The sequence below is a fragment of the Streptococcus sp. CCH8-H5 genome (assembly GCF_001556505.1).
Taxonomy (GTDB): domain Bacteria; phylum Bacillota; class Bacilli; order Lactobacillales; family Streptococcaceae; genus Streptococcus.
In genome coordinates this window covers 111,658-127,581 of the sequence record NZ_LSIZ01000109.1, presented here as the reverse complement: position 1 = coordinate 127,581, position 15,924 = coordinate 111,658, and the positions used below count along the sequence as shown (strand labels likewise).

Below are 15,924 nucleotides of genomic sequence, written 5' to 3'. Positions count from 1 at the left end.
CCTAAGTAAGCTTTTTAAAGCTAACAAAATTAACGTTTAATTTCTTCCATAATGTAAGCTTCGATAACGTCATCAACTTTAATATCGTTGTAGTTTTCAATCATCAAACCACCCTCTTGAGCGTTTCCGACTTCTTTAACGTCATCTTTAAAGTGTTTCAAGCTTGCCAATTTACCATCAAAAATAACGACACCATCACGAATCACACGGGCACTTGAGTCACGAGTGATTTTACCACTAGTAACCATGAACCCACCGATTGTTCCGACTTTAGAAACCTTGAAGGTTTCACGGATAATAGCTTCACCAATGACTTTTTCTTCAAATTCAGGATCAAGCATTCCTTTCATGGCATCTTCGATTTCTTCGATAACCTTGTAGATGATGCTGTGAAGACGAATTTCAACTTCATCAGTTTCTGCTTGTTGACGTGCTTGTGGTGTAGGACGAACGTTAAATCCGATAACAACAGCATCTGAAGCTTCCGCAAGAGTAATATCAGATTCGTTGATAGCACCCACTGCTGAGTGAACAACATTAACACGAACACCCTCAACATCAATCTTGAGAAGTGATGCTGCCAAGGCTTCAACAGAACCTTGTACGTCGGCCTTGATGATAACATTAACAGTCTTCAATTCACCAGCTTTAAGGGTATCAAAGAGGTTATCAAGGCTAACACGATGTGTTTGTTGACGTTGTTTCATAAGAGCACGTTTGGCACGTTCTTCACCGGCTGCACGAGCTGCTTTTTCGTCTTCATAAACGGCAAAATGGTCACCCGCCATAGGCGCTTCGTTCAAACCAGTAATTGAAACTGGTGTTGATGGTGCTGCAGTCTTAATACGACGACCAAGGTCATTGGTCATAGCACGGACACGACCGAAGGTATTACCAACAACGATTGGGTCTTGAACATGCAAGGTACCTTGTTGAACAAGGAGGGTTGCAACCGCACCTTTACCTTTATCCAAACGCGCTTCAATAACGGTACCGATGGCACGAACTGTTGGGTCAGCTTTAAGTTCTTCCACTTCAGCCACAAGAAGAACTGTTTCAAGTAACTCTTCAATATTTTGACCAAACTTCGCTGAAATTTCAACGAATTCGCTATCACCACCCCATGCAGTTGAGATAACGCCATGCTCTGCCAATTCACCGATTACACGCTCTGGGTTAGCACCTGGTTTATCAATCTTGTTAATCGCAACAATGATTGGAACACCAGCAGCCTTAGAGTGGTTGATGGCTTCAATAGTTTGTGGCATAACACCGTCATCCGCAGCTACAATCAAGATAGTAATATCTGTAACAGAAGCACCACGGGCACGCATAGATGTAAAGGCCGCGTGTCCTGGAGTATCAAGGAAGGTGATTTTCTTACCACCCTCTTCAATTTGGTAGGCACCAATATGCTGTGTGATACCACCAGCTTCTCCAGTCGCAACACGTGAGTTACGAAGGGTATCAAGAAGGGTTGTTTTACCATGGTCAACGTGTCCCATGATAGTAACAACTGGTGCACGTTCTACCATAGCATCTTTATTGAGGTAGTCTTCGTCAACAAAGAAACGTTCGATATCAGCATTATCGACTTCTTCTTTCTTGGTTGCTTCAATACCGTAGTCAACCATCAACAACTCAATAGTATCCCCATCAAGAGATTGGTTTTGAGTTGCCATAACACCCATCATGAAGAGTTTCTTAACGATTTCAGCTGGCTCACGTTTAATACGTTTTGCGATTTCTGCAACCGTCATGCCTTCAGTGTATTCAAATTCTTTTGGTAATTCATGGAATTTACGCTCTGTTACTGGTTTTGGAGCTGAATTACCACGGTTATTTTTACCTTTTTTATTTTTGTTTTTATTCCAGTTACTATTTCGTTGATTTCTCACTTGGTTTTGATTATTCCACTTATTATTTCTTGTTTGCTTAGGTCCATCTTCATTCTCGCGACGATTATCACGTGATTTATCTGGACGTGCCTTTTTACGACGTGTATCTTGTGCTTGTGCAGCTGGAGCTGGTTGAGCAGCCGGTGCTGGTTTTGGAGCTGGCTTAGCTTCAGCAACTGCTTTTTGAGCAGCGACTTCAGCCTGTTGTTTTTCTTTTCTTGCCTTTTCTTGCTCTTTCGCACGGCGTTGCTCTGCAGCTTTTTCTTCACGGAAGCGTGTTTCACTTTGACGTGAATATTCTGCATTTTGCTCTGCTTTCAAGGCTGCTGCACGCGCTTTAAAGTCAATACGTGGTCCTGCCTGATTGTTACGGGCAGCATCGTTACGTTTATTGCGACCTTGATCATTGCGCTGTTTACCTTGGAAATTACGGTCACGATTACTATTGTTATCGCGGTTTCCATTGTTACGGTTTCCTTGACCATTTCCATTTTGGTTGCGACGATCATTATTCTGACGTTTACCTTGATCGTTTCCTTGTTGTTTTCGGTTACGATTACGGTTGTCACGGCCTCCGCCATTTTGACGACGTTCTGCTTCTGCCTTGGCACGCGCTTCACGTTCTGCCTTAAAGTTACGGCTTTGTGGTTTCTTTGGAGTCGCAGGTGTTTCCTTTGCCTCAGCCTTTGGAGACTCCTTAGCAGGAGTTGGTTTCGAAGCAGGAGCCTCAACAACCTTAGGCGCTACCTTTTCCTCTTTAGGAGCAGGTACCACTTTGGAAGCTGGCTTACTTTCAGCCTTAACAGCTCCCCCTTTTAAACTTGAAGTGATACGATTAGCATCAGCTTCTTCAACTGATGAGGAGTGGCTCTTCACAGAAAGACCAAGTTCTTGAGCTTTTGCAACAACAACTTTGCTCTCTACACCAACCTCTTTTGCGATTTCATATAATCGTTTCTTTGACACGTGATGTCCTCCTATTCTTTAGTCCATAAGAGTCCTCATTTTCTTTGAAAATCCAGCATCAACTACAGCAACCGTTTTTCTTGGTTTACCAATAGCCATGCTTAATTCCAGTGCGTTAAACACTGTGGAGACTTCTATATTATAGTAGTTACATTTATCAGTCGTCTTTTTAGTTACGTTACTACCAGCATCATTGGCAAGAAAAACTAGTCTCGCCTGCCCTAATTGAACTGCCTTAATGACAAGTTCCTCGCCAGAAATAAGCTTTCCAGCTCTTTGTGCTAGTCCCAACATATTTGACAATTTTTCTGTGTTATTCAAGACCTAACTCTCTTCTTTTGACCTTGTGATCCACATAAGCAATGAGTTCATCATAAAAACTTTCAGGAACATCCATGGAGAAACTATGGTTAAAAGCACGTTTCTTTTTGGCTTGGAGAGCTTCTTCATTATCTAATTTAATGTAAGCACCTCGGCCATTTTTCTTTCCTGTTGGATCAATGAAAATCTCACCATCTTTAGTTTTTACAATGCGGAGCAAATCACGTTTATCAATGATTTCTCCTGAGACAACTGATTTGCGTAAAGGTATTTTTCGTGTTTTAGCCATCAAACACCTCTATGTTCTTCTTATTCTGCTTCTGTTGTTTCAGTTACTTCTTCTGTTGTGACTTCAACAGGTGTAGCTTCTTCTGCAACAATCTCATCTACAACTTCCTCAGTAGCAGCCTCAGCTTTTTCAGCTTCGAGTGCTTCGTATTCAGAAGCTGACTTGATGTCAATACGGTAACCAGTCAAATGAGCTGCCAAACGAACGTTTTGCCCACGACGACCAATTGCAAGAGATAATTTGTTATCTGGCACAACTACTGTTGCACGTTTGCTATCATTTTCGTCGAAGAGAACATAGTCCACTTCAGCCGGTGCAATAGCATTGTAGATGAATTCAGCTGGATCTTCAACCCATTGAATAACATCAATATTTTCCTCAACAGGAACTTCAATTCCTGTCTTAGCATCCAAACGTGTTGGGTGGAAACGGCTGACAACTTTCTTAATATTGCTTCCACCACGACCAACGATAGTACCAATAGCATCAACGTTAGGATTATGACTGCGAACAGCAACCTTAGTACGATCACCTGCTTCACGAGACACGCTCATGATTTCTACAGTTCCATCAAATACTTCTGGAATTTCTTGTTCCATGATACGTTTGATGAATTCTGGATGGCTACGGCTGACAAAGACGTTAACACCTTTAGGGTTGTTTTCAACTTTATAAACATAAACATCAATGACATCATGTGACTTAAAGCTTTCACCAGGAATTTGATCTTGGCGTGACAATTGAGCTTCGAGCGTTCCAAGATTGACATAAATGAAACGTTGGTCGAAGCGTTCAACTGTTCCTTGCATGATTTCACCTTCATGTTGCTTATAGTCATTATAAGTGATTTCACGCATCTGCTTGCGCATTTTTTCCATAATGGTTTGTTTGGCAGATTGCGCTGCAACACGACCAAATTCATCGACTGACTCTTCAAAACGAATCTTGTCACCAAGCTCGTAAGCAGAGCTGATAGCAAGTGCATCTTTCAAGCTAATTTCCAAACGACTATCAAAGACTTCATCTACAACTTCACGAACGGTATAAACTTGAAAATCACCTGTTTTTTCATTGAATTCAACTACAGCTGATTCTGACTGACCATAACGACGCTTGTAGGCTGACTTAAGTGATTCAACCACAGCATCGATGATGTCTTCCTTGTTAATGTGTTTTTCTTCTTCCAAGACACGGAAGGCTTCTAGCATTTCTTTGCTCATATTCTTTGTTGTTTTAGCCTCTATTGGCCAAAACTGGCATCCTTTCTTTATTTACACTAAGAGTTTTAGAGTTTGACTGCCAAACGAGCTTTAGCAACTGTTTGATAGGGAATCTCAACAGTTTTATGGCGAGTCTTATCAAGGTAATCGATTGTTAGGGTTTCCCCATCAAAGGCCACCAAGTCACCTTGGAAAATCTTGATCTTATCAATAGCCTTGTAAAGACTAACATTGATATACTGACCAACAGCATTTGTCAAAGCTTCTTTGGTTTTTAAGGGACGCTCTAACCCTGGACTAGAAACTTCCAGCATGTATTGATCCGGGAAAGGATCAGGCTGAATAGTATCCAAGAGGGGACTGATAATTTCAGTCAAGTCTGCAGTATCTTCTACAGTAATACCACCTGGCTTATCAATCAAAACTGACAAGACATAGTCACCGCCAAGCTTTTCGTACTCGATATCGACCAGTTCGTATGGCTCAGGAATAGCTGGAGCTACGACTGCCGTCACGAGATCAATAATTTTTTGCGACATTATGACCTCCTTACACACACAAGAGACGAAGTTTCTACTCCGCCTCTCTTTCGTTATTTTCCTATATTATAGCATAGCTCAAAAGCCATTGCAAGGAATAACCATATCGCTGTCATTTCAAAGCAAAAAGGTTGGGAATCACCCAACCTCATTTATTGTGCCGCTGGAACAGTGCTATAGGTAGTCACACCCGATCCATTATTATTGTATGTAGGGGTTGTCGTACCTTGTTCCTGAACATAATTACCTGTGTTTTCACTATAGTTATTGCTATAGGTAGTGCCTCCATTGTAGGTACTTACCGATCCACCACCTGCTGCCTCAGATGGCCAAGCCTCATAATTTGAAGATACTTCACTTGAAGCCGTGTTCCCTTTAGAATTAACAAAATCATCTGAGCCATAGTTAGAGCTACCAGATCCATAGAGAACCAAACTAGTCTTAAGGTTAGATTCAGAGACTTTTTTCTTACCAACTTCCTTCTTAATACGGTTTTGCACCTTAAGAATATCCTCAGTAGAGGCCACTTGATAGCTTCCTCCGTTGATCATGGCATCCGAACCAGCCAATTGGTATGACTTAATATTTTTAAGTGCATCACTATAGCCCATCAAGCTACGCAGAGTATTGGTATCACCAAGATCAATGCTAGTTTGAACATTTGAACTTACAGCTGACAAGATTTTCTTGTAAGAACCAATCGAGTCCATCTTCAAGAGCTTAGCTACAACTTTTTGAATAACCTCACGTTGACGTTTTTGACGACCATAGTCACCATCAGGGTCATCGTAACGCATACGTGAATACACTAAGGCTTGCTCACCGTTGATTTTATGGGTTCCAGGCTCAACTTTTGCCTGAAATTCTGGTTCATTTTCTGCAATTGAAATAGGGAAATCAAAATGATTCGTTACCTCAATACCACCAACAGCATCTACCAGATCAATCATACCCTGCATATTAATCAGTGCATAATAGTCAATATCAATATCTAAAACCTTTTGAATGGTTGAAATAGCCAAGTCAGCACCACCCTCAGCATAGGCTGAATTTAGTTTTGCTTCCCCCGACCCCTCAATATCTGTCAAAAGGTCACGTTCCAAACTGGTCATGGTTGTTTTCTTAGTCTTAGGGTTCACTGTTACCAAGATCATGGTATCAGAGTTCCCTTCCCAGGTTTCCTTACGTTCTTTGGATCCTGTATCTACCCCCATCAACAGAATAGTTATAGGCTTAGTCTGTTGAATGGCCTTACTATTCCCAGAAATTGCTTTAGAAGCCCTAAACGTTTTTGACAATTCGCCTGTGGCGTAATTATAAGTTGTCGTTAGGTAAATACCAGCAGCTACTACTGTCGTTGCAAAAATCGCCAACAACATCAATAAAATTTTTCGTCCAAGTTTCATGTTTTTTCCTAATCTATGAGTTTAGCCATAAGGTAAACATCTAGAAATTCTCCATTTTTAGTTCTTGCACCACGTTTCTTAGTGCCTTCAATGTCAAATCCAAATTTTTGATAGAGGTGAACCGCCCGTTTATTACGTGCTTGAACCGTCAACTCTAAGCGGCGGATAATCGGTGTATGATCTGCCCAGTCAATCATTGTTTCCATCAGAAACTGACCAACACCATTTCCCCAGTAGGGTTTAGCAACCGCAATAAATACGTCACCAATATGACTAGTCTTAGTATCTTGATCAGAGGTTACATTACAAACACCAATGACCTCACGACCCAATTTTGCCACCAAACAAATCTCATTAAGCATATGCTGATGGCCTTCAATATAAGATGCTAACTGTTCGGCACTCAGTATAGAACTTCTAGCATCTTGTGCTAGAAAATCCGATTCCAAGGCTACAGTCTCTAGTAAGCGAGCTAGAGAGGCAGCATCCTCTCTTTGAGCTTCCTCAATGACTAATTCTTGCTCAGCCATTTACCATTTCCTCCTGAATCTCCTTACTTCTAGGACCGAAAGATTCAAAAAGCAACTGACGCCCGTCTCCATGATGTGATATCGAAATTAGGAGATAGTCCCCTAACAGACTCTCGTCTAGGAGCTCACCCCACTCGATGATTGTCACGCCTTCACCATACAGAAAATCATCCAAATCAATAGAATCAGGATCATCACCAATGCGGTAGACATCTAAATGATAGAGTGGCTGTCGCCCCTCATACTCCCTTACAATAGTATAGGTTGGACTCTTTATCATTTGAGAAATATCCAAACCTTTGGCAATTCCTTTAGTTAAGGTCGTTTTGCCAGCTCCCAGATCACCTGAGAGAACAATTATATCTCCAGAATTGAGCAGTCGCCCTAGCTTTTGACCGATACTAATCAATTCTTCTTCATTTTGACTGTAAATCATGTTTTCATTATATCAAAAAATAGAAATATGGACTAGAATTCACTGTAAAAATACAGTAGAAACTTATAAATATTGAATCATTTAAGTAAGAAATTAAGATCTATGTTTTAATTTTGCATTTATCTTAGACACATCAAATGCTCATAGATTAGATTTTTTGTGAAATTTCTATGGCATTGAAAATTCATCAAAAAATCCTCTCACCTTTCTTCCACATAAAAATTGCAAAAGAAAAAGCCTGACAAATGTACAGACTTTCTCTTTCAAGCTTTAGAACACAGCCATACTGATGAAGTTAAGGATAAACAAGATATCCAAAATCCACATAATAAAGTGGACATCCTTAGCTTGACCTTTGACAATTTTGACCAAAGTATAAGTAAGGAACCCAGCTGCGATACCATAGGTAATACTATATGAGAATCCCATAAAAATAGAAGTGAAGAAAGCAGGAATAGCTTCAGACAAGTCTTCCCAATCCACACTCTTAAGGTTAGAGAGCATCATAACACCTACAATAATAAGAATAGGCGCTGTTGCTGCATTTGGAACGATTGATACCACTGGACTAAAGAAACTAGAGATGGCAAAGAGCACAGCAACCACAAGAGCTGTCAAACCAGTACGTCCACCAGCACCAATACCAGCTGCAGATTCAACGTAAGTTGTAACGTTTGAAGTCCCTGCAATGGCACCAATACTTGTACCAACAAGGTCAGAGTAAAGGGCACGGTCAAGAGCTTTTGATTCGTTGTTATCACCTGTTGAAGCAATGATACCAACCTTTTCACCAGTACCGATTAAGGTACCGATAGTATCGAAGATATCAGTCAACGAAAAGGCGAGAATAGCCATAAAGACACCAGGCAAACGAGAAACGTCTGCAAAGAGTGAACCCAATCCCTTAGATCCAAGCGCTGCACCAAAGACCTGACCAAGGTCTTTGATAGATGATGTCAAGCTAGCTGCGTGCCAGTCGATGCTTCCAAGATCAACGACACCAGCAAAAATAGCAATGATAGTCGTTACGAGGATTGAAAGCAGAACACCACCACGAATACCTTTAACGATAAAGAAAATCGCAATCGCAAGACCAATCAAACCGACAATAACAGTTGGGTTATTGAAGGCAACCAAACCTGGTGTAGCTGATGATGAAGCTGTAATTGAAGCCTTGGCCATATCAGCACCTTTACCTGCTACAGTGTAGGTATGAGGATTAATTGAGAATTTCAAGAAACCAGCATTTTTAATCCCCACATAGGCAAGGAAAACACCTATACCTGCTGAAATCGCAGATTTAAGGGCTGTTGGAATAGACTCAATAATCATCTTACGTACTTTAGTTACTGTGATAATCAATGAAATAACACCACATAGAAAGACCATCGCTAAGGCCTCTTGCCAAGTGTACCCCAAAGAAAAGACCACTGTATAGGTGAAGAAGGCATTAAGTCCCATACCAGGCGCTTGAGCGTATGGTAGGTTGGCATAAAAGGCCATCATCAATGTCCCTGCAACCGCACCAATAATTGTTGCTAAGAAAACACCTTGTGCAGGCATTCCTGTCTGAGCCAACATCGCTGGGTTAACAAAGAGGATGTAAGACATGGCAAAGAAAGTTGTCAATCCGGCAGTCACTTCTGTACGGACGTCAGTACCATGTTCTTTCAATTTGAAAAACTTTTCCATGAAAGTTTAGACTCCTTAATAAAAAATTATTGTCAAAATCCGAATAATTTCGGAACATTCTCACGTAGAATGCAACGTTACTATTCTACATGAAATTATTTGACGGTGCAAGGTTTATTTCCTGAGACTTTTCTTATGAAAAACCGAACGTTCTCAGAAAGCTCTTTCTTAATCACCAACAAAGGACAGATTTTTGCTATAATGGGAACATGACAAAAAAATTGATTGCACTAGATCTTGATGGAACCCTCTTGCGTCCAGATGGAACTATTTCAGAATTTACACAAAAAACAATTAAAGATGTACAAAACAAAGGACACCAAGTCGTTATTGCTACAGGTCGTCCTTATCGTATGGCTATCGACCATTACAAAACACTTGGGTTAGAAACACCACTCATTACCTTTAATGGCTCCTTGACCAATCTTCCAGACCAAGACTGGGCCTATGAGCATTCGGTTAAATTAGACAAAAAATATCTGATTGACCTCCTACAACGACACGATGAGTTAGAAATGGATTTTCTGGCAAGTGAATACCGAAAACATTTCTATATCACTATGAATCACCCAGAGCGTATTCAACCACAACTCTTTGGTGTTGATAAAATCATTGAGGCTATGCGTTTGGAACCAGCAAAAATTACACGCAACCCAAATGCTCTTCTTATGCAAACTCGTCATGAGGATAAGTACCAACTAGCCGATGACATCAAGAAAGACTTCAAGGAAGAAATTGAAGTTGATTCTTGGGGTGGCCCACTTAATATTTTGGAATTTTCGCCTAAAGGCATCAACAAAGCCTACGCTCTAAACTACTTACTTAAGGCCATGCGTAAATCAACAAATGATTTGATTGCTTTCGGTGACGAACACAACGACACAGAGATGTTGGAACTTGCTAAAACTGGCTATGCCATGAAGAATGCCAGCTCTATCCTTCTTCCCCACGCTAACGAACAAATTGAGTGGACTAATGAAGAGGATGGCGTTGCTCGCAAACTTCAGGAACTCTTTTTATAAATAACAAAAGACACCGAAAATTTCTTCGGTGTTTTTTCTTATGATTAAGGTAAAATAGCCACTGCACGCACTGGGGAACCTGTCGCCTTGTCCCAGTGAGGAAATGCAATTGAAATCAAAGCACCAACAGCTGGAACTTGATCCAATTGATTCAAGACTTCCACCTGATAAATGTTTTGTTCCAAGAGGTAGTATTCGTTAACCAAGCCATGTTCTGCTGCTGGAATACCCGCATCTGTATCAAAAGTCTCATGACCGACAGCCTTAACATGGCGTTCATGAATCAAGAATTCTAGAGCTTCACGGCTCCAACCTGGACTTTGCTGAACCCCATTTTCATCAAGGTTGCGCATAGCATCTTGATTTGGCCAACGCTTCGACCAATCACTACGAAAAGCGATAAAGGCCCCTTCAGTAATTTGTCCATGTTCTGCTTCAAAGTCTAAGATATCTTGTTTGCTCAAGATAAAGTTTGGATTAGTAGCAACTTCTTTAGACTTGTCGATAACATAGAGTGGTAAAAGAAGATCTTTGAGAGCAATCTCATCCAACCAACGACCACCTTCTACAAAGTGAATCGGTGCATCAATATGCGTTCCGTATTGACCAACTACTGTAAATTTTTGAACATGGAAACCATCTTTTAATGTGAAAAGGTCTTCTTGTTTCAAAGCTGGGAGAGCTGGAAAGTGTGGACTTTCCGCATTAATTTTGTGGGTCAAGTCAACCCATTTCTTAGATTGCAATTCATTATAAATACTTAGTAAATCTGACATAAGGAGGTCCTCTTTTCTTATAGATTTAACCTTAAATAGTTAATTGAAGAAATTATAGCAGCCATTACTAGCTATTACAAGCATTTATCTCATTTTTTCTTAATCCCATTTCTTCTAGTTAGATATAGCTTCAAACTATATCTAACTCTTTTTGTCTGAAAAGAAAGTATATTTGCGATAATTTGATATTTTTTTCAATTTTATGACACTTTTGTTACGAAAAGCATTGACAAATCTATGATAACGTTTTACAATTAGATTGTTCTAATTTTCGAGGGACTAAAAAAATATTGTTGTCATTTTCATGTCATGAATGATAATACCAATAATCATTTTTCTATTCCTAAGAAGCAATATATAAAAGGAGGAAGAACACTAATGGGTATCGGTATTATTATTGCTAGCCATGGTAAATTCGCTGAAGGTATTCACCAATCAGGTTCTATGATTTTTGGTGAACAAGAGAAAGTTCAAGTGGTTACTTTCATGCCAAATGAAGGTCCTGACGACTTGTACGCTCACTTCAAAGATGCCATCGCTCAATTTGACGCTGACGACGAAATTCTTGTCCTTGCAGACCTTTGGTCTGGGTCACCATTTAACCAGGCAAGCCGTATCAAGGAAGAAAATCCTGATCGCAAGATGGTTATCGTGACAGGACTCAACTTGCCAATGCTTATCCAAGCATATACGGAACGTATGGTAGCTCCTGATGCTGGGGTTGAAGAGATTGTCGCTAACATTTATAAGGAAACAAAAGAAGGCGTTAAAGTCCTTCCAGAAGGCCTTATTCCTGAAGAAGACACTAAACCAGCCGACGCAAAACCTTCTATTCCTAAAGGTACCATTCCTGAAGGAACCGTTCTTGGTGATGGAAAAATCAAATACGTTTTGGCTCGTGTTGACACACGTCTCCTCCACGGTCAGGTTGCGACTGGTTGGACTCACTCAACTCACCCAGACCGTATCATCGTTGTTTCAGACACTGTTTGTCATGATAAACTTCGTACAAGCATGATTAAACAAGCCGCTCCATCTGGTGTTCAAGTTCACGTTATCCCAATTAAAAACATGGTTAAAGCAAACAATGACCCACGTTTTGGAGATACACGTGCTATGCTTCTCTTTGAATCTGTTGAAGATGCTCTTGCTGCTGTTAAAGCAGGTGTTGATGTTAAAGAAATCAACCTTGGTTCTTCAGCTTATAAAGAAGGAAAAGTCAACGTTACTAAAGCTCTTTCATTTGACCAAACAGATGTGGATGCTATCAAAGAGTTGCAATCATTGGGTGTCAAATTTGACGTTCGTGGGGTACCAAGTGATAGCCCAGCAAACGTTGATACCTTGATTAAGTCAGCTGAAACTAAATTAGCAGAGAAGAAATAATTTTGGAGGATGCATAAATGAGTTTAGTACAAATTATTTTAGTCGTAATTGTTGCTTTCATCATCGGTTGTAGCTCAGTTAACGACCAAATCGAAACATACCAACCAGTTGTGGCTTGTTCCCTTATCGGTCTTGTTACTGGTCATCTCGAACTCGGCGTAATGTTGGGTGGTAGCTTACAGTTGATCACTATGGGATGGGCTAACGTTGGTGCTGCCATGGCACCAGATGCCTCACTTGCCGCTGTAGCTTCTACAATCATCCTTATCTTGGGTGGTCAAGGAGCTAAAGGAATTGGTCCAGCCATCGCCCTTGCGGTTCCTTTGGCTGTTGCCGGTCTTGCCTTGACAATGTTTGTCCGTACTGCAACTGTCTTCATCGCTCACATTATGGATAGTCGTGCTGAAGATGCTGATATCGCTGGTATTGAAAGATGGCACTTTATCGGTATGTCCCTCCAAGGTCTCCGTGTTGCTATCCCTGCCCTCCTCTTGCTCTTGATTCCTGCACACCTTGTACAATCTGGTCTTGAATCTATGCCTGAATGGTTAACATCAGGTATGACAATCGGTGGTGGTATGGTTGTAGCCGTTGGTTATGCCATGGTTATCAACATGATGTCTAGTCGCGAAGTTTGGCCATTCTTCTTCCTTGGTTTTGCTTTGGCTGCCCTCAAAGAATTGACCTTGATTAGCTTGGGTATCATCGGCCTCTGTCTTGCCGTTATGTACCTTGCACTTGAAGCTAGTGGTTCAAATGGTTCTTCAAATGATGGAGGATCAGGTGATCCCCTCGGTGAAATTCTGGAAGACTTTTAATTAGGAGGAAAGAAAATGGCTGATTCAAAAATTAAATTAACAAAAGCAGATCGTTTCAAAGCTTTCTTGCGCTCATACTTCCTTTTAGCTTCATTCAACTATGAACGTATGCAAAATGGTGGTGTGGCTTACACCCTTATTCCTGCAATCAAAAAACTTTATCAAACAAAAGAAGAACGTGTAGCTGCTCTTAAACGTCACTTGGAATTCTTCAATACACAACCTTTCATGGCTAACCCAATCTTTGGGGTTACACTTGCCTTGGAAGAAGAACGTGCCAACGGTGCTGACATCGATGATGCCGCTATCTCAGGGGTTAAGGTTGGTATGATGGGACCTCTTGCAGGTGCCGGTGACCCTCTCTTCTGGTTTACCCTTCGCCCAATCTTCCTTTCATTAGGAGCAGGTTTGGCTGTTTCAGGTAACATCTTGGGACCTATCGTCTTCTTCGTACTTTGGAATGCTATGGTCGCTGCTGTTAAATGGTACACTCAAGAGTTCGGTTATAGAGCTGGTGCTGCGATTACAGACGACGTATCTGGTAACCTTCTTCAACAAGTAACTCGTGGCGCATCAATGATGGGGATGTTCGTTATCGGTTCTCTTATCCAACGTTGGGTAAGTATCACCTTCACACCAGTTGTCTCAACTGTTAAACAACAAGAAGGTGCTTATATCGATTGGGATAAACTTCCAAAAGGTATTGCCGGTGTTAAAGAAGCCTTCCATCAACAAGCTGCTGGTCGCTCTCTTGACGCTAACAAGGTAACAACCTTGCAAGACAACTTGAACCAATTGATTCCTGGTCTTGCTGCCCTTGGTTTGACTTTCCTCTGCATGTACCTTCTTAAGAGAAAAGTTTCTCCAATCGTTATCATTTTGGGTATCTTTGTTCTAGCTATTGTACTCCACATTATTGGTCTACTCTAATCGGAGCAAGGTATGGTTAAATCGCTCAATACCGAAATGGCTCACACATCTAAGGGAACTTGGTTTCGTGAAGGGCCTATTTACGGAAATATCATGGTCGGAGATAAGGCCTTCGAATTTTACAATGATACGAAGTTGCAAGACTACATTCAAATTCCTTGGGATGAAGTCACTTATGTGATTGCCGATGTCTACTTCGGTGGTAAATTCATTCCTCGCTTTGAAATCCGTACTAAGCAAAATGGACGTTTCCGTTTTGCCAGTCGAAAAAGCCGAATAACTTTGAAAGAAATTCAAAAAAGAATTCCTCGAGAAAGTTTACGAAAAGCACCTAGCTTTATCGCTGTCCTCAAACAAGGCTTTAAAAATCTTTTCCGACTCATTGTCAAGAAGAAATAATCTCCGAATATTATAAAAAGATTGTCCAATCTAATGGTTGGACAATCTTTTTATAATACTTTGCTCATTTTTGAAAGAAATTGACTTCTTTTGAAATTTTATCTCACTAGCTATTGACATTTGCTTGAAAGCGTTTTACAATATAATTGTTCTTGATTTCTTATGTTTAAAAAGATTGAGAGACGCTTTTTTTAGCGTCTTGAAAAAAATCGGAGATAGTCTTTTTAAGCCTAGGAAAAAATAATTTATAAGGAGGAGAACACGAATGGGTATCGGTATTATTATTGCCAGCCATGGTAAGTTCGCTGAAGGGATCCACCAATCAGGCTCTATGATTTTTGGAGACCAAGAGAAAGTTCAAGTCGTAACTTTCATGCCAAGTGAAGGTCCTGATGATTTGTACGCTCACTTCAACGACGCCATTGCACAATTCGATGCTGATGATGAAATTCTTGTTTTGGCTGACCTTTGGTCTGGTTCACCATTTAACCAAGCTAGCCGAATTGCTGGAGAAAATCCAGATCGCAAGATTGCTATCATCACAGGACTTAACTTGCCAATGCTAATCCAAGCATACACTGAACGTATGATGGATGCTAGCGCTACTGCAGAGCAAGTTGCTGCTAATATCATCAAGGAAGCTAAGGGTGGTATCAAGGCACTTCCAGAGGAGCTAAATCCAGTTGAGGAAACAACTGCAGCTCCTGTGGAAGCTGCAGCACCTCAAGGAGCTATCCCAGAAGGGACAGTTATCGGAGATGGTAAACTCAAGATTAACTTGGCACGTTTGGACACACGTCTCTTGCATGGTCAGGTAGCAACTAACTGGACACCTGCTTCTAAAGCAGACCGTATCATTGTTGCTTCAGACGACGTTGCTAAAGATGAGCTTCGTAAAGAATTGATCAAACAAGCAGCACCAAACGGTGTTAAAGCAAACGTTGTTCCAATTCAAAAATTGATTGATGCTTCTAAGGACCCACGTTTTGGTAACACACACGCGCTTATCTTGTTCGAAACTGTTCAAGACGCACTTCGTGCTATCGAAGGTGGCGTGCCAATCAAAGAACTTAACGTTGGTTCTATGGCTCACTCAACTGGTAAAACAATGGTTAACAACGTTTTGTCTATGGACAAAGACGATGTTGCTTGCTTCGAAAAATTACGTGACCTTGGTGTTGAATTTGACGTCCGTAAGGTTCCAAACGATTCTAAGAAAGACTTGTTTGACCTTATCAAAAAAGCTAACGTTCAATAATCTTCATCCGGATAAATTAGTTGATAAACTCAACTAAT

16 protein-coding genes are annotated in these 15,924 nt (G+C 40.8%); 6 read left to right on the top strand and 10 right to left on the bottom strand.

Translation table 11 applies throughout. The features are described from left to right. Nucleotides 1-29 precede the first annotated feature (29 nt). From infB to AX663_RS07920, 9 genes are all read right to left on the bottom strand, one after another. Complete coding sequence (gene infB / locus AX663_RS07960) at nucleotides 30-2,864, bottom strand: translation initiation factor IF-2 (RefSeq protein ID WP_060973186.1); 2,835 nt, start codon at nucleotides 2,862-2,864, stop codon at nucleotides 30-32. Between the two features lie 18 nt (nucleotides 2,865-2,882). Then, nucleotides 2,883-3,185: a YlxQ-related RNA-binding protein gene (locus tag AX663_RS07955; RefSeq protein ID WP_060973185.1), complete on the bottom strand. Its 303-nt coding sequence runs from the start codon at nucleotides 3,183-3,185 to the stop codon at nucleotides 2,883-2,885. Beyond that, nucleotides 3,178-3,474: an RNase P modulator RnpM gene (rnpM, locus tag AX663_RS07950; protein WP_002883779.1), complete on the bottom strand. Its 297-nt coding sequence runs from the start codon at nucleotides 3,472-3,474 to the stop codon at nucleotides 3,178-3,180. Before rnpM ends, AX663_RS07955 begins: the two co-directional genes overlap by 8 nt. A 20-nt stretch (nucleotides 3,475-3,494) precedes the next feature. Beyond that, nucleotides 3,495-4,694: a transcription termination factor NusA gene (gene nusA, locus AX663_RS07945; RefSeq protein ID WP_060973184.1), complete on the bottom strand. Its 1,200-nt coding sequence runs from the start codon at nucleotides 4,692-4,694 to the stop codon at nucleotides 3,495-3,497. Nucleotides 4,695-4,759: 65 nt separating this feature from the next. Beyond that, a complete protein-coding gene (rimP, locus tag AX663_RS07940; RefSeq protein ID WP_002883745.1) occupies nucleotides 4,760-5,233 on the bottom strand; it encodes a ribosome maturation factor RimP in 474 nt (157 codons plus the stop codon). A gap of 152 nt (nucleotides 5,234-5,385) precedes the next feature. Beyond that, on the bottom strand, nucleotides 5,386-6,639 hold the full coding sequence (lytR, locus tag AX663_RS07935) for a glycopolymer--peptidoglycan transferase LytR (protein WP_060973183.1): 1,254 nt from the start codon (nucleotides 6,637-6,639) through the stop codon (nucleotides 5,386-5,388). Between the two features lie 8 nt (nucleotides 6,640-6,647). Continuing rightward, nucleotides 6,648-7,169 carry a GNAT family N-acetyltransferase gene (locus tag AX663_RS07930; RefSeq protein ID WP_060973182.1) on the bottom strand — a complete coding sequence of 174 codons (522 nt, stop codon included), beginning with the start codon at nucleotides 7,167-7,169 and terminating at the stop codon, nucleotides 6,648-6,650. Further along, the gene (tsaE, locus tag AX663_RS07925; RefSeq protein ID WP_060973181.1) at nucleotides 7,162-7,605 is read right to left on the bottom strand and encodes a tRNA (adenosine(37)-N6)-threonylcarbamoyltransferase complex ATPase subunit type 1 TsaE; all 444 of its coding nucleotides are present in this window, start codon (nucleotides 7,603-7,605) and stop codon (nucleotides 7,162-7,164) included. The genes AX663_RS07930 and tsaE overlap by 8 nt, the downstream gene beginning before the upstream one ends. Before the next feature lie 270 nt (nucleotides 7,606-7,875). Beyond that, nucleotides 7,876-9,297: an NCS2 family permease gene (locus tag AX663_RS07920; protein WP_002883789.1), complete on the bottom strand. Its 1,422-nt coding sequence runs from the start codon at nucleotides 9,295-9,297 to the stop codon at nucleotides 7,876-7,878. A 209-nt stretch (nucleotides 9,298-9,506) separates the two neighbouring features. On the opposite strand from AX663_RS07920, the gene AX663_RS07915 reads away from it, so the two are divergent. Further along, a complete protein-coding gene (locus AX663_RS07915; RefSeq protein WP_060973180.1) occupies nucleotides 9,507-10,319 on the top strand; it encodes a Cof-type HAD-IIB family hydrolase in 813 nt (270 codons plus the stop codon). 44 nt (nucleotides 10,320-10,363) lie between these two features. Here the strand turns inward: AX663_RS07915 and AX663_RS07910 are convergent, their stop codons facing one another. Next, complete coding sequence (locus tag AX663_RS07910) at nucleotides 10,364-11,095, bottom strand: cyclase family protein (RefSeq protein ID WP_060973179.1); 732 nt, start codon at nucleotides 11,093-11,095, stop codon at nucleotides 10,364-10,366. Between the two features lie 378 nt (nucleotides 11,096-11,473). Between AX663_RS07910 and AX663_RS07905 the strand changes: the two genes are divergently transcribed. The 5 genes from AX663_RS07905 (at nucleotide 11,474) to AX663_RS07885 (ending at nucleotide 15,886) form a co-directional block, all read left to right on the top strand. Further along, complete coding sequence (locus AX663_RS07905; protein WP_060973178.1) at nucleotides 11,474-12,481, top strand: PTS sugar transporter subunit IIB; 1,008 nt, start codon at nucleotides 11,474-11,476, stop codon at nucleotides 12,479-12,481. A 17-nt stretch (nucleotides 12,482-12,498) separates the two neighbouring features. Further along, complete coding sequence (locus AX663_RS07900) at nucleotides 12,499-13,299, top strand: PTS mannose/fructose/sorbose transporter subunit IIC (protein WP_021145048.1); 801 nt, start codon at nucleotides 12,499-12,501, stop codon at nucleotides 13,297-13,299. A 15-nt stretch (nucleotides 13,300-13,314) separates the two neighbouring features. Beyond that, a complete protein-coding gene (locus AX663_RS07895) occupies nucleotides 13,315-14,229 on the top strand; it encodes a PTS system mannose/fructose/sorbose family transporter subunit IID (protein ID WP_060973177.1) in 915 nt (304 codons plus the stop codon). Nucleotides 14,230-14,241: 12 nt separating this feature from the next. Beyond that, nucleotides 14,242-14,628, top strand: coding sequence for a DUF956 family protein (locus tag AX663_RS07890; protein ID WP_060973176.1), 387 nt, complete (start codon nucleotides 14,242-14,244; stop codon nucleotides 14,626-14,628). 265 nt (nucleotides 14,629-14,893) lie between these two features. After that, nucleotides 14,894-15,886: a PTS sugar transporter subunit IIB gene (locus AX663_RS07885; RefSeq protein WP_060973175.1), complete on the top strand. Its 993-nt coding sequence runs from the start codon at nucleotides 14,894-14,896 to the stop codon at nucleotides 15,884-15,886. Nucleotides 15,887-15,924 lie beyond the last annotated feature (38 nt).